Raw genomic sequence first — 12,955 nt, 5'->3', positions numbered from 1 at the left:
ACGGCGGACCAACCGAAATCAACAACCTCGTCATGCTATGCCGAATGCACCACCGCGAAATACATGCCACCGAATGGATCGTCCGGATGATAGACGGCCTACCCGAGTTCATCCCACCCAGGTATATCGATCCGGATCAAGTCCCCCGCCGAAGACCGCACCATCATGTCCGCGTCGCGTGAACCGCCAGGTTCAGCGGATGCACCTCGCCTGTGCAGCGGCCGTCGGGGTGCAGCATCCACGCGATCCGTTTGCGGGTGCGCAGGACGACGGCGGTGTCGGCGATCATGCCGCCGCCGAGGTGGGTCTCCAGCCACGCCCGCATGCGCATCACGTCGGCCACCGACGCCGTCCACATGCCGATCAGGATGTTCTCGGGACCGGTCACCGACATGCACAGCCGGACCCGGGGCTCCCGCCGCACGGCCTCCACCAGGCCCGCCTGCGCGTTCGCCGGGACCCGGCACCACCAGGTGGCGCTGACCGGCCACGCCGTCCACATCTGGGCCACCTCGCACCGGAAGCGCAGCCGGCCGCTGCGCAGCAGCCGGGCAAGCTGGCGGCGCACCGTCGACTCCGGGCGGCCGGTGGCCCTCGCCAGCTGCGTCGCCGAGGCGCGGCCGTCCAGCGCGAGCACGTCGACCAGCGGCGCGTAGGTGGGATGGCCGAGGTCGACGGGCGGGCCCGGTGTGGTCGGCACACCCACCAGCAGCGCTGCGCGCTGGCCGGGGTCGAGCGCGTCGAGCTGCCAGCTGGCGCCCTCGACGAAGAACGCCGCCGAAATGTGCGCCCGGGTCGCGACGATGCCCGGCAGCCGCGTGAGGTCGTCCAGCAGCGTGGCCGAGAGCTCCGCGAAGTCCGTGCCGTAGACGGTCAGGACGAGGTCACGGCCGTGCGCCGCATGCTCGATCGACACAACGCGGGGGTCGTGGTCGAGGCGGGCGCAGACCGCGTCGAGCATGCCGGGGGCGATGTCGACCTCGACGATCGCGACGCTGCCGGTGTGATCGACCTTCGGGTAGCCGGTGATCCAGCTGATGCCCTGGCCGCGCAGGCGGGCCCAGCGGCCGGCCAACGTCTGCGCCGACTCCCCCAGCACCCCCGACAGCAACGTCCACGACGCCCGGGGCCGGACCTGCAGCGCGTGGATGAGCGCCATGTCCGCTTCCGACAGGTTCGACTGCACGAAATCACCGCCTGGGGCCGATCCATGGTCGAAAACAGTGAGTCTAGGCCTGAGCAGCGGATATCGGTCGCACACTGTCCGGATGACAGCAGCGCAGCTGAGCAGCATCCGCGACGACGCCGCCGCCCTGCAGGACGACCTGGTGCAGCTGCGCCGAAGTCTGCATACGATCCCGGAGACCGGGCTCGACCTCCCGCGCACCCAGGAGCGGGTGCTGACCGCACTGCAAGGTCTGCCGCTGGAGGTCACCACCGGCACCGGCACGACGTCCGTGGTCGCCGTGCTGCGCGGCGGCGCCAGCACCGACGCCGCTCCGCGGACCGTCCTGCTGCGCGGCGACATGGACGCGCTGCCCGTCGTGGAGGAGACCGGCGCCGAGTTCGCCTCCACCAACGGCGCCATGCACGCCTGCGGTCACGACCTGCACACCACCGCGCTCGTCGGCGCCGCACGGCTGCTCGCCCAGCACCGCGACCAGGTCGCCGGCGACGTCGTCTTCATGTTCCAGCCGGGCGAGGAGGGCTTCGACGGCGCCGGCGTGATGCTCGACGAGGGTGTGCTCGACGCCGCGGGCCGGCGCGTCGACCACGCCTTCGCCATGCACGTGTTCTCCAACCTGAAGCCCAAAGGGATCTTCATCAGCAAGCCGGGCCCGATCCTCTCGGCGTCGCACCGCCTGAGCGTGACGGTGCGCGGCGCGGGCGGCCACGGCTCGGCACCGCACCACGCCCGCGACCCCATCAGCGCCATGGCCGACATGGTGACCTCGCTGCAGACGATGATCACCCGCACGTTCGACGTCTTCGATCCCGTCGTGCTGTCGGTCGGCGTGATCTCGGGCGGGACCACCCGCAACGTCATCCCCGACACCGCGTCGTTCGAAGCCACGGTCCGCAGGTTCAGCGAGGTCAACGCCGAGCGCCTGCACGCCGGCATCGGCAGGGTCCTCGACGGAGTGGCCGCGGCGCACGGCGTGGACGTCGAGTGGGACTTCGAGGGTGAATACCCGCTCACCGTCAACGACGACGCGGAGACCGCATTCGCCGCCGACGTGATCCGCGAGCTCGTCGGGGACGACCGCTACGAGGAACTGGACAAGCCGATCAGCGGCTCGGAGGACTTCTCACGGGTGCTGGCCGCGGTGCCCGGCGCGTTCGTCGGGCTCAGCGCCTGCATGCCGGAGCTCGATCCGCTACATGCCCCGATGAACCATTCACCACGCGCCGAGTTCGACGACTCCGTGCTCGGCGACGCCGCTGCCCTGTACGCCGCGCTCGCCGTCGAGCGACTGGCGGTGCGGTCGTGAGCGCGGCGCAGAGGAAGGAGATGCAGGGGACGCAGTCGCGGGCCCGGACGATCTTCGGGATCGGCATCGGGAACGCGCTGGAGTGGTACGACTGGAACATCTACGCCACGTTCACGGCGTTCTTCGCGACCCAGTTCTTCCACAGCGGCGATTCGGCGTCCGACGTGCTCAAGACGCTGGCCGTGTTCGCGGTCGGTTTCCTCGCCCGCCCGTTCGGCGGTTTTGTGTTCGGTTGGGTGGCCGACCGCAAGGGCCGGCAGGTGTCGATGACCCTCGCCGTCGCGCTCGCGGCCGGAGGCAGCCTCCTGATCGGCATCACGCCGTCGTACGACACGATCGGCGTCCTCGCGCCGATCGTCCTGGTCTCAGCGCGCCTCTTGCAGGGGCTCGCGCACGGCGGGGAGCTGCCGACGGCGCAGACCTACCTCTGCGAGATGGCGCCGCCGCAACGTCGTGGCCTGTGGTCGAGCTTGATCTACTTCTCCGGCACCTGCGGCGTGATCGTCGGGACCCTGATGGGCGCGGTGCTGGCCACGATCCTGACCAAGGAGGAGATGGCCGCGTACGGCTGGCGGATCCCGTTCATCCTGGGCGGCCTTTTCGGCATCTTCGCCATCTACATCCGCTCGCGGATGCACGAGACGGAGACGTTCACCGCGGCTGCCGAGGCGATCGCCCCAGAGGTGCGGCCGGCGCTGTGGCGGCAGATCATGGACCACCCGGTGCTGCTGCTGCGTGTGATCGGCATGACCGTGGGTGCCACGGTGATCTACTACGTCTGGGCGGTCGCGGCGCCGTCGTTCGCGATCACCAACCGCGGCATCGACCAGAAGGGCGCGCTGTGGGCGGGCGTCGTCGCCCAGGTGATCTTCATCGGGGTGCTGCCGTTCTGGGGGATGCTGTCGGACCGCATCGGGAGGCGGCCGGTCCTCCTGATCTCCTGCTTCAGCATGGCCGCGCTGCTGATCCCGCTGAACGCGATGATCGGGAACAGCGCGGTCATGCTCGGCGTGGCGATGACGATCGCACTGATCTGCATCGGCGGCTTCACGTCCATCGGGCCCGCTGCCTTCGCCGAGATGTTCCCGACCTCGATCCGCGCCGCCGGGCTGGGCGTGCCGTACTCGATCGCGGTGGCGCTGTTCGGCGGCACGGCGCCCTACCTGCAGGCGTGGTTCGCCTCGATCGGCGCGCCCGCGGCGTTCGAGTGGTACGCCATCGGCCTCGCCGCGATCTCGATCATCACGGTGTTCCTGATGCCCGAGACGCGGGCCCGCGACCTCGGAGCGGACGACATGGCCCCGGCGTCACGTTCGGTGCGCTGACTAGTCTCGGAGCCATGACCGAGCACGGCCCCGAGATCCGATTCGACGTCCCCAGCGCTGCCCGGATCTGGAACTACTGGTTGGGCGGCAAGGACAACTATCCGGTCGACCGCGAAGTCGGCGACGCATTCGCCCAGCTGAACCCGGGGGTCTTCACCGAGGCGCGCAAGTCGCGCGAGTTCCTCGTGCGCGCAGTGCGGTTCCTCGCCGCAGAGGCCGGCATCCGCCAGTTCCTCGACGTCGGTACCGGCCTGCCGACCATGCAGAACACCCACGAGGTGGCGCAGCTGACCGCGCCCGAATCGAAGATCGTGTACGTCGACAACGACCCGATCGTGCTCGCGCACGCCAGGGCGTTGCTGGTCAACTCCAGCCCGCAGGGCGTCACCACGTACGTCGACGCGGACTACCGCGAACCCGAGCGGATCCTCGCCGGCGCACGGGCGGTGCTCGACTTCGAGCAGCCGATCGCCGTGCTGTTCATGGGGGTGTTCGGCTACATCCAGGATCCCGATGAGGTGCACACGATCATCGAGGCGCTGGTCGGCGCGGTTCCGGCCGGCAGCTACATGGCGCTCTGGGACGGCACCGACACTTCCGAGGCGGCACGGGCGGCCGCGAAGGCGCAGGCCGACCTGGGATCGCCCTACCACCAGCGCTCACCGCGCCAGATCGAAGCCTGGTTCGACGGGCTCGACCTGGTCGAGCCCGGGGTCGTCACGCTCACCGACTGGCGCCCGGACGCGGCCGAGGTCGGCGAGGCCGTGCACATCGACGGGTACGGCGGAGTAGCCCGGAAGCCCTGAGCCACCGACCCGTCACCGGAGGAGCGCGAGACCGCCCAGTATCGCGTCGATCCCGAAGAGGAAGGCCTCCGCCGATTCCGCCTCGCGGACCGGGTCCTCGTCCACGATCCCGGCCCTGACCAGCTCGGCGCGGTTCTGCTCCCCGGCCACGAACCCCAGCACGTAGTGCACGACCGTCCGCGCGGCCCACTCCGCCTCGCGCGCGCCCAGCGGGTCGGCGAACAGGCTGCGCAGCCGCGTGGCCGGCGCCAGCACGTCGGGCCGGAACGCCTGCACGAACGAGACGACCTCGGCACCGTCGCGGACCCGCAGGAGCGCCGCACGCAGCTCTTGCGCAGCGCCCCGCGGGTCGGCCGCGGTGAACGACGCACCGTCCAGGATCCGCGTCGCGACGGCCGCGAGCAGCTCCTGCTTGCTGGCGACGTGGTAGTAGAGGGCGCCCGGCTGGACCCCGAGGTCCTGCGCGAGGCGACGCATCGACAGCCCGGTCAGCCCGCGCTCGGCAAGCGCGTCGAACGCGCCGTCGACGATCTGCGCACGGGTCACCCTCACCCGTGCAGTCTGCCGCCCCTTGTCCGGAGCCCCTCGGCGTACCTAGATTTGAACAGTGTTCAAAACCTTCGACGACCTCGCCACGCACCTGCTCGCAGGCGGCGTGCTCGACCACGACGCCGCGAAGGGCGTCCTCAACAGCCCCGACGACGAGGTGCTCGGCCTGGTCGCCGCGGCCGGACGGCTGCGCCGCGCCCATTTCGGCAACCGCGTCAAGGTCAACTACCTGGTCAACCTAAAGTCCGGCCTGTGCCCAGAGGACTGCGGCTACTGCTCGCAACGGCTCGGCTCGGCCACCCCGATCCTGAAGTACTCCTGGCTCTCGGCCGAGGAGACCGTGCGGCAGGCGAGCGCCGGCGTCGAGGGTGGTGCCTCGCGCGTGTGCCTGGTTGCAAGCGGCCGCGGGCCGGGCGACCGCGACGTCGACCGCGCAGCCGGCGTCGTCGAGGCCGTGAAGGCCGCACACCCGCACATCGAGGTCTGCGCCTGCCTCGGCATCCTGCAGGACGGCCAGGCCCAACGGCTCCGGCTGGCCGGCGTCGACGCCTACAACCACAACCTCAACACCAGCGAGTCCCGCTACGCCGACATCTGCTCCACCCACACCTACGACGACCGGGTCGGCACCGTCGAGAAGGCGAAGGCGGCCGGCCTCTCCCCCTGCTCCGGCCTGATCGTCGGGATGGGCGAGACCGACGACGAGCTGATCGAGGCGATCTTCGCGCTGCGCGAGCTGGACAGCGACTCGATCCCGATCAACTTCCTGATGCCTTTCGACGGCACGCCACTGGCCGGCACCTGGGAGCTCACCCCGTTGCGCTCGCTGCGGATCCTCGCGCTGGCCCGCTTCGCCTGCCCCGCGACCGAGATCCGCATGGCAGGCGGCCGGGAGATGCACCTGCGATCGCTGCAGCCGCTCGCGCTGCACGTGGCCAACTCGCTGTTCCTCGGCGACTACCTGACCAGTGAAGGCCAGGCGGCACGGACCGACCTGGCGATGATCACCGACGCCGGGTTCGAGGTACTCGGCCCCGAGCAGCAGGAGCGACCCGCGACGTCGGTCCCGATCAGGCACCGCGGGGCCGGCACCGACCAGGCCCCGAACGCATGAGAAGGCGTGCAACAGGCGTGATAGCGGTCTGAAACTTCCGCTCCGGATCCTTCGCGACAAACGGCACACGCGATCCGGAGGCCACGATGACAACACCGCACTACCCGATGCCGGAAGGCCGGTCCGGTCCCCCACCGGCGGCCAGACCGGGCCCGGTGACCACCGCGTTCGTACTCCTGCTCGTCAGCGCCGCCTTGTCCCTGGCCGGGCTGGCGATCAACACCGTCACCTACGCCACCGTCGGGTTGCCGGGGTCGGACGTCGCCACCGCCGGCCTCTCGCCCGACCAGGCTGCCCTGGCCGAGTCCATCACCCGGGTCTCCTTGATCGTCGGCGCCGTCCTCTTCCTGGCCTTCGAGACGTTCCTGCTGGTGGCGACCTTCAAGATGCGCGCTGGTCGCAACTGGGCGCGCATCGTGCTCACCGTCGTGGGCGGCCTCGGGGTGGCGCTGACGATCGTCACGTTGGCGCTCCTGCCGGCTCTCCAGCCCGGCATCGACCTGCCGTCGGTGATCCTCGGCATCGTGCAGAGCGGCGTCATCGTCGCAGCGATCGTCCTGATGTTCCGGCCGGCGGCGAACCTGTACTTCCGGGGGGCCGCGACGAGTCCGCGTAACGGCTGACGATCACGGCTGCGCGGTCGTGCAGCGATGTGCGCAACCATTGCGGGTCGAGCACTTCCGCGTGCGTGGAGAGCTGCCACAACGCCCATTCGGCGTGCCGAGAATCCTGGAACGCGACGTCGAGCCGCAGCCAGCCGTCGGGGTCGGTCGATTCCGCGCGGACGGCCAGCGCGGTGCCCACCAGTTCCTCCCGCCGCGCGGGGTGCACCCGCACCAGCACGGCAACCTGGTCGCCGCCGGTCCGGAACCGCGTGCTGCGCTCCTGCCACGCCCGGTCCAGGTCGACCCGCTCCGGCCGCTCCGCGGGTTCGGCGAGCTCCTCCGCGGCCAGCACCCGCGACAGCCGGTAGGTGCGGTCGGCGCCCGACCTCGTGGCCAGCAGGTAGCCCTGGTTCCGGACGGTGACCAGGCCGATCGGGTCGACCGTTCGCCACTCCGGGGCCTGGTCGGCAGCCGCGTAGTGGATGCGCAGCTTGTGCCCGGCGAGCACCGCGCGCCGCACCTCGGCGACGATCGTGGCGGGCAGCTCCTCGGCGTCCAGCCTGCGGGAGAGGAGGTCGGTCGCCGGGTCGACGAGCAACCGCTGCACGGCACCGGCGGCGGTGGCCCGATGGCCTTCCGGCAGCGCGTCGACCACCTTCAGCATGGCCGAGGCGAGCGCCGAACCGAGCCCGAACGCCTGCGCGCCGCGCCGCGACCCGGCCACCAGCAGCGCGAGCGCCTCGTCGTGGTTCAGCCCGGTGAACTCCGCCCGGAAGCCGGGCAGCAACGCGAACCCGCCGCTGCGGCCGCGTTCGGCGTAGACCGGGACGCCGGCCGCAGACAACGCCTCCATGTCGCGCATCACCGTGCGGGTGGAGACCTCCAGCTCGCGCGCCAAGGCTGCCGCGGACAGGCGGCCGTGCTGCCGCAGCAGCAGCACCAGCGAGACCAACCGGTCGGCACGCACCGGGAAAGTCTACGAAATACATGACACAAGGCGTCATGTATCGGTTGCGAGGCTTCCCCACGTCGTACTCCCGATGGATCGTATGGAGCTGATGTGGCAATGCAACGAACGGCCGTCAACCCGGTGCCGTGGTCGCTCGAGCTGGGGTTCAACCAGGGTGAGGTCGTCTCCGGCGAGACCCGGACCCTCTACCTCTCCGGGCAGACCGCCATGAGCGGCGACGGCAAGCCCGAGCACGACGGGGACATGGCGGCGCAGCTGGCGTCGAGCCTCGACAACCTGGAGGGTGTGCTCCGCGAGGCCGGCATGTCGCTCGCGAACCTCGTCCGGCTGAACGTCTACACCACCGACGTCGACCTGCTCTTCCAGCACTACGGTGTGCTGGCGGCGCGGTTGGGCGCCGCCGCGGTAGCACCGACCACCACGATACTCGGGGTGGCCCGGCTGGCGATCCCCACCTTGATGGTCGAGCTCGAAGGGACCGCCGTCGCGTGATGCGGGCGCTCAGGATGGTGACGATCGGCGTCTACGGCTTCGACGCCGAGTCGTTCCTGCAACGGCTGCGCGACGCGGACGTCCGGTTGCTGCTCGACGTCCGGCAGCGCCGCGGGGTCCGCGGGCCGGAGTACGCCTGGGCGAACTCGCTCCGGCTGCAGGCTGCGCTCGCCGAGGCCGGGATCGCCTACGCGCACCATCCTGAGCTCACCCCCACCACCGAGATGCGGCAGCTGCAGTACGCCGAGGACGACCGCCAGGGCGTCGGCAAACGCACGCGCCGCGTGCTGGCTCCCGAGTACGCCCGCCGCTACACCGCCGAGGTCCTCGACCACGCCGACCTCGGGCCGATCGTGTCGGCGCTGCCCCGCACCGGGACGGCGGCGCTGCTGTGCGTCGAGCACGACCCCGAGGCCTGCCACCGCTCGCTGATCGCCCGGCGGCTGGCCGAGCAGCACCAGGTCACGGTCGAGCACCTGCGGTGAGCCGGTCGCGCAGGATCGCGACGCCGTCGCCCGCCAGCTCGGCGCAGAACGCCGGACGTCCGGCCATCACCATCGTCAGCGCGAGGGTGGTGCCGATGACGCGCGGGCCGTCGTCGGGGCCCGCGGCGAAGGGGCCGTCGGTGGCGATCACCCGCAGCCCGCGGGTGAGCGTCCGGCCCTGCACCGTGAAGTCGGTCGACCGGTAGAAGATCGCCAACTGCGTGAGGGCCTCGCGGTCGTAGGTGTGGCCGATGCCCAGCGGGCGACGGATGTCCTCGCCGTGCACGACCACCTCGCCGAGCCACGCGATCCGCGGGCCGAAGGGTGCGGTGGTGCTGGTGATGATGCGGCGGAACCTGGCGAGGGTCTCGGCCGGGTCGGCACCGAGCTGCTCGGCGAGGCGGTCGGCGTTGTGCCGATCGAAGTCGAACCGGCTCTGCACCACGCTCACGATCCACCGGAACGGTCCCACGCTGGCCGCCGCGGTCAGGTGCGCGAGCACGTCCCGCACGTCGAGACCGGCGCACAGCGACGGCGTCGCCCACCGGTCGTCGGCGAGACCGGTGAGGTCGGCGGCCAGCGCGGCCCGCTCGGCGTGCGCGGCGGCCCACACCTGCTTCGACGTCCAGCGGCGATGATCGGCTGCGGTCATGGGGTCCTCCCGGGATGAGCCTGTCGCAGTAGGACGGCTGCCGGGCGCCGAAATCATCGCTGCGCACGATCATCGCTGCGCACGCGGTGATCGACGTCGGCGGGGACGTATTACGCTCGCGACGTGGCCGAGTCGCGACCGCAGTTGTCCGCCGTCGAGCAGCGGGTGCTCGGTGCTCTGCTGGAGAAGCAGCGCACGGTGCCGGCGAGCTACCCGCTCACCCTCAACGCCCTGCGCAGTGCCTGCAACCAGACGAACAACCGTGAGCCGGCGACGGAGTACGACGAGTCGTTGCTGCAGGCGACGCTGAAGGAGCTGCGCGACCGCGAGCTGGTCCGGCCGGTGTGGTCCGGCGCCGGGTCGCGCGTCATGAAGTTCCACCAGCGGCTCGAGGAGCACCTCGGGGTCGGGCAGCCCGAGCTGGCGCTGCTGACCGTGATGCTGCTGCGCGGGCCGCAGGCCCCCGGCGAGCTGCGGACCCGGACCGCGCGGCTGCACGCGTTCGAAGACCGTTCCGAGGTGGAGGCGACGCTGCGCGGCCTCGCCGAGCTGCCGGAGCCGCTTGTCGTCGAGCTGGAGCTCAAAGCGGGACAGCAGGACCGCCGGTGGGCGCACCTGCTCGGGCCGCTGCCGGAGTCGGTGGCCGCCCCGGCGCCCCCACAGGTCGACCGGGATGCGGTGATCGCCGAGGGCACCGAGGCCCGTGACGCCCGCGTGCGTGCCGGGTACGACGCCGCCGCCGAGGGCTACGCGCGCGAGCTGGCGGGCGAGCTGGCGCACAAGCCGTTCGACGGTTGGCTGCTCGACCGCATCGCCGCCGACGCCGACGGCGGACCGGTCGCGGACGTCGGCACCGGGCCGGGGCACGTCGCCGCCCGACTCGCGGCGTCCGGTGCGGCGGTGGTCGGCTACGACCTGTCCCCCGCGATGATCGACGAGGCCAAAGGGCTGTTCCCGGATCTGGAGTTCGAGGTCGGCGACCTGACGAACCTCATGCGGCCGCGCGCCGCGGCCGGCTGGTCGGCCATCACCGCGTGGTACGCCTTCGTGCACATGGCCGCGTCCGAGCTGCCGGCGGTGATCGCCGGGCTCGCCAGGCTGCTGATCCCGGGTGGGCAGCTGGCGGTCGCGCTGCACGTCGGCGAGGAGGTGCGCCACCTCGAAGAGCTCTGCGGCGCCCCGGTCGACCTCGACTTCGTGCTGCACGACGCGTCCGACGTGCTCGAAGCCGTCACCGCGGCCGGGCTGGTGGACGTCGAGTGGTACCTGCGGTCCCCGCTGCCCGACGTCGAGGCGGCCACCGATCGTTTCTACGTCCTCGCGCGCCGACCGACGGCTTAGGGAGCGACGCGGGTTGGGCAGAAACGGCGGCCTGACCGCGGCGGAGTGGGAGACGCATCGTCCGGCGGTCTTCGGCGCGGCGTACCGGATCCTCGGCTCGGTGGCCGAGGCCGAGGACGTGGTGCAGGACGTCTGGCTGCGGGCCGCCGCAGCTGATCTCTCCGAGGTGCGCGACCTGCGGGCCTGGCTGGTCACCGTCGCCGCCCGGACCTCGCTCAACGTCCTGAAGTCGGCCCGGGTGCAGCGCGAGTCGTACGTCGGGCCGTGGCTGCCGGAGCCGCTGCTGACCGGTCCCGACGTCGCCGCCCAGGTGGTCGTCGACGAGGCGGTGAGCGTCGCGATGCTGCTGGTGATGGAACGCCTCGCCCCGGCGGAACGGGTCGCGCTCGTGCTGCACGACGTCTTCGACTTCCCGTTCGGGCAGATCGCCGAGGTGCTCGGCAACTCCCCCGCGGCCAGCCGCAAGCTCGCGTCCCGGGCGCGGACGCGGATCGCCGATGTTGCGGAGCAGCCGAGGGCGTCGCGGACCGAGACCGAGCGTGCGTTGCGGGCGTTCAAGGCCGCTGCCGACACCGGCGACATGGCCGGGCTCGTCGAGCTGCTGGCGCCCGACGCCGTCTACGTCGGCGACGGTGGCGGCAAGGCGACCGCCGCACGCCGACCGGTGCTCGGCGCGGAGCCGATCGCGCTGCTGCTGATCCGGCAGGTCGAGATCCGGCGCCCGGACGCTGCCCGGATCGTCGAGGTGAACGGGCTCCCGGCACTGGCCACGTTCCACGGCGGCGTGCTGGTCTGGCTCGACACCGTGGACGTCACCAACGGGCGGATCACGACGTTCCGGCGGCTGGTCAACCCCGACAAGCTCGAACGGCTCGCCGGTCACATCTGAGCGTGCTCGGTTGTCTCCCTCCCGATCGCCCTGCACGGGGGCGGACGAGGAGGACGTGATGCAGCGGGTTGTGATCGTCGGCGGTGGGTTCGCAGGGGTGTGGGGCGCGGCGGGTGCCGCGCTGGCCCGTTCCCGCGCCGGCACGGATCCGGAGCTGCGGGTGACGGTAGTGGCGCCGAACGAGCACATGGTGCTGCGGCCGCGGCTGTACGAGCCGGACCCGGAGGTTGCGGCGGTCGAGCTCTCGCGGGTGCTGGGCCCGATCGGCGTGGAGCACGTGCGAGCGGCGGTGAGCACGATCGACCCGGTCGGGCGGACGGTGGTGGCCGGCAGGCAGGAGATCGGGTTCGACCGGCTGGTGCTGGCGGCGGGCAGCCGGCTGATCAAGCCGACCGGGCTGGCGGGCGCGGAGCGGCTGTTCGACATCGACACCCTCGGTGGGGCGCAGCGGCTGGCGGAGCGCCTGCGCGGCCGCGACGGCTTCGCGGCGCTGGTGGTCGGCGCGGGGTTCGTCGGGTTGGAGGCGGCGACCGCGCTGGCCGCTCGTGGCCGGGTGCTGCTGGTGGACCGGGCCGAGGTGGTCGGTCCCGAGCTCGGTCCCGGGCCACGTCCGGAGATCGAGTCGGCGTTGGACGAGCTGGGGATCGAGCGCCGGCTGGGGGTGACCCTCGCCGAGGTCGGCGACGGGTACGCCGTCCTGTCCGACGGCACCCGCGTCGACGCCGACGTCGTCGTGTGGTCGGCGGGGATGCGCGCCAGCGACCTCACCGGCCAGATCGCCGCGCAGCTCGACCCGCTCGGGCGGGTGCCGGTGGACGGGTGGCTGCGGGCGCGGCCGGGAGTGTTCGTCGCGGGCGACACCGCCGCGGCACCCTTCGACGACGAGCACGTCGTGATGCAGGCGTGCCAGCACGCGACCCCGCTGGGGAAGGTCGCCGGCTACAACGCGGCGGCCGAGCTGCTCGGCCTGCCGCTGCGCGGGTTCACCCCGGGTCCGTACGTGACGTGCCTGGACCTCGGCGGTGCCGGCGGGATCTTCACGAGAGGATGGGACCGGCGGGTCATGGCCACCGGCGCCGAGGGCGCCGAGATCAAGAGGAAGATCAACCTCGCCATCCACCCGCCGGTCGACGACGCCGCCGCGATCCTCGCCGCCGCCGACCGTGTCCACATCGAACTGCCCTTCTTCCCGCGGGCCGAGGCGGCCTGACCGTCGACAACGACGTTGTGGCTGT

At 71.7% G+C, this 12,955-nt stretch carries 14 protein-coding genes; 10 read left to right on the top strand and 4 right to left on the bottom strand.

What is annotated here, in order from left to right; genetic code table 11:
- Positions 1-163 precede the first annotated feature (163 nt).
- Positions 164-1,186 (bottom strand): Lrp/AsnC family transcriptional regulator, encoded by a 1,023-nt coding sequence (locus LL648_RS41930; protein WP_232668555.1) that lies wholly within the window; start codon positions 1,184-1,186, stop codon positions 164-166.
- An 82-nt stretch (positions 1,187-1,268) separates the two neighbouring features.
- Here LL648_RS41930 and LL648_RS41925 point away from each other — a divergent pair, with 82 nt between their 5' ends.
- Genes LL648_RS41925 through LL648_RS41915 form a run of 3 tightly spaced genes read left to right on the top strand, consistent with a single transcriptional unit; the run spans position 1,269 to position 4,623 of the window.
- Entirely contained in the window at positions 1,269-2,492 is a 1,224-nt protein-coding gene (locus LL648_RS41925; protein ID WP_232668554.1) for a M20 metallopeptidase family protein, read from the top strand.
- 20 nt (positions 2,493-2,512) lie between these two features.
- Complete coding sequence (locus tag LL648_RS41920; protein WP_232668560.1) at positions 2,513-3,817, top strand: MFS transporter; 1,305 nt, start codon at positions 2,513-2,515, stop codon at positions 3,815-3,817.
- A gap of 14 nt (positions 3,818-3,831) precedes the next feature.
- Positions 3,832-4,623, top strand: coding sequence for an SAM-dependent methyltransferase (locus LL648_RS41915; RefSeq protein ID WP_232668553.1), 792 nt, complete (start codon positions 3,832-3,834; stop codon positions 4,621-4,623).
- A 12-nt stretch (positions 4,624-4,635) separates the two neighbouring features.
- Here LL648_RS41915 and LL648_RS41910 read toward each other — a convergent pair whose 3' ends face one another.
- A complete protein-coding gene (locus LL648_RS41910; protein ID WP_232668552.1) occupies positions 4,636-5,175 on the bottom strand; it encodes a TetR family transcriptional regulator in 540 nt (179 codons plus the stop codon).
- Between the two features lie 55 nt (positions 5,176-5,230).
- Here LL648_RS41910 and bioB point away from each other — a divergent pair, with 55 nt between their 5' ends.
- Complete coding sequence (gene bioB, locus LL648_RS41905) at positions 5,231-6,286, top strand: biotin synthase BioB (protein ID WP_374112196.1); 1,056 nt, start codon at positions 5,231-5,233, stop codon at positions 6,284-6,286.
- Between the two features lie 86 nt (positions 6,287-6,372).
- Positions 6,373-6,909 carry a hypothetical protein gene (locus LL648_RS41900; protein ID WP_232668551.1) on the top strand — a complete coding sequence of 179 codons (537 nt, stop codon included), beginning with the start codon at positions 6,373-6,375 and terminating at the stop codon, positions 6,907-6,909.
- Here the strand turns inward: LL648_RS41900 and LL648_RS41895 are convergent.
- Positions 6,824-7,858, bottom strand: a complete 1,035-nt coding sequence (locus tag LL648_RS41895; RefSeq protein ID WP_232668550.1) for a helix-turn-helix transcriptional regulator — start codon at positions 7,856-7,858, stop codon at positions 6,824-6,826. The two genes, LL648_RS41900 and LL648_RS41895, sit on opposite strands and share 86 nt — an antisense overlap.
- Before the next feature lie 99 nt (positions 7,859-7,957).
- Between LL648_RS41895 and LL648_RS41890 the strand changes: the two genes are divergently transcribed.
- Both LL648_RS41890 and LL648_RS41885 read left to right on the top strand, forming a co-directional pair.
- Complete coding sequence (locus LL648_RS41890) at positions 7,958-8,353, top strand: RidA family protein (protein ID WP_232668558.1); 396 nt, start codon at positions 7,958-7,960, stop codon at positions 8,351-8,353.
- Positions 8,353-8,838 (top strand): DUF488 domain-containing protein, encoded by a 486-nt coding sequence (locus tag LL648_RS41885; RefSeq protein ID WP_232668549.1) that lies wholly within the window; start codon positions 8,353-8,355, stop codon positions 8,836-8,838. The genes LL648_RS41890 and LL648_RS41885 overlap by 1 nt, the downstream gene beginning before the upstream one ends.
- On the opposite strand, the gene LL648_RS41880 is transcribed toward LL648_RS41885, so the two are convergent.
- Positions 8,816-9,490, bottom strand: coding sequence for a maleylpyruvate isomerase family mycothiol-dependent enzyme (locus LL648_RS41880; RefSeq protein ID WP_232668548.1), 675 nt, complete (start codon positions 9,488-9,490; stop codon positions 8,816-8,818). The genes LL648_RS41885 and LL648_RS41880 overlap by 23 nt on opposite strands.
- Before the next feature lie 123 nt (positions 9,491-9,613).
- Between LL648_RS41880 and LL648_RS41875 the strand changes: the two genes are divergently transcribed.
- Genes LL648_RS41875 through LL648_RS41865 form a run of 3 tightly spaced genes read left to right on the top strand, consistent with a single transcriptional unit; the run spans position 9,614 to position 12,930 of the window.
- The gene (locus LL648_RS41875; protein WP_232668547.1) at positions 9,614-10,831 is read left to right on the top strand and encodes a DUF480 domain-containing protein; all 1,218 of its coding nucleotides are present in this window, start codon (positions 9,614-9,616) and stop codon (positions 10,829-10,831) included.
- 13 nt (positions 10,832-10,844) lie between these two features.
- Positions 10,845-11,720 (top strand): RNA polymerase sigma factor SigJ, encoded by an 876-nt coding sequence (sigJ, locus tag LL648_RS41870; RefSeq protein WP_232668546.1) that lies wholly within the window; start codon positions 10,845-10,847, stop codon positions 11,718-11,720.
- Positions 11,721-11,778: 58 nt separating this feature from the next.
- Positions 11,779-12,930 (top strand): NAD(P)/FAD-dependent oxidoreductase, encoded by a 1,152-nt coding sequence (locus LL648_RS41865; RefSeq protein WP_232668545.1) that lies wholly within the window; start codon positions 11,779-11,781, stop codon positions 12,928-12,930.
- The last annotated feature ends 25 nt before the right edge of the window (positions 12,931-12,955 follow it).

It is taken from the genome of Pseudonocardia sp. TRM90224 (assembly GCF_021245725.1).
In the GTDB taxonomy this organism is placed as follows: Bacteria; Actinomycetota; Actinomycetes; order Mycobacteriales; family Pseudonocardiaceae; genus Pseudonocardia.
This window is presented reverse-complemented; position numbering and strand designations above follow the sequence as displayed.

Bases quoted from the DNA above. Each gene is read 5' to 3' on its own strand.
- LL648_RS41925 (WP_232668554.1), top strand. From the start codon at position 1,269: ATGACAGCAGCGCAGCTGAGCAGCATCCGCGACGACGCCGCCGCCCTG.
- LL648_RS41920 (WP_232668560.1), top strand. From the start codon at position 2,513: ATGCAGGGGACGCAGTCGCGGGCCCGGACGATCTTCGGGATCGGCATC.
- LL648_RS41915 (WP_232668553.1), top strand. From the start codon at position 3,832: ATGACCGAGCACGGCCCCGAGATCCGATTCGACGTCCCCAGCGCTGCC.
- LL648_RS41900 (WP_232668551.1), top strand. From the start codon at position 6,373: ATGACAACACCGCACTACCCGATGCCGGAAGGCCGGTCCGGTCCCCCA.
- LL648_RS41890 (WP_232668558.1), top strand. From the start codon at position 7,958: ATGCAACGAACGGCCGTCAACCCGGTGCCGTGGTCGCTCGAGCTGGGG.
- LL648_RS41885 (WP_232668549.1), top strand. From the start codon at position 8,353: ATGCGGGCGCTCAGGATGGTGACGATCGGCGTCTACGGCTTCGACGCC.
- LL648_RS41880 (WP_232668548.1), bottom strand. From the start codon at position 9,490: ATGACCGCAGCCGATCATCGCCGCTGGACGTCGAAGCAGGTGTGGGCC.
- LL648_RS41865 (WP_232668545.1), top strand. From the start codon at position 11,779: ATGCAGCGGGTTGTGATCGTCGGCGGTGGGTTCGCAGGGGTGTGGGGC.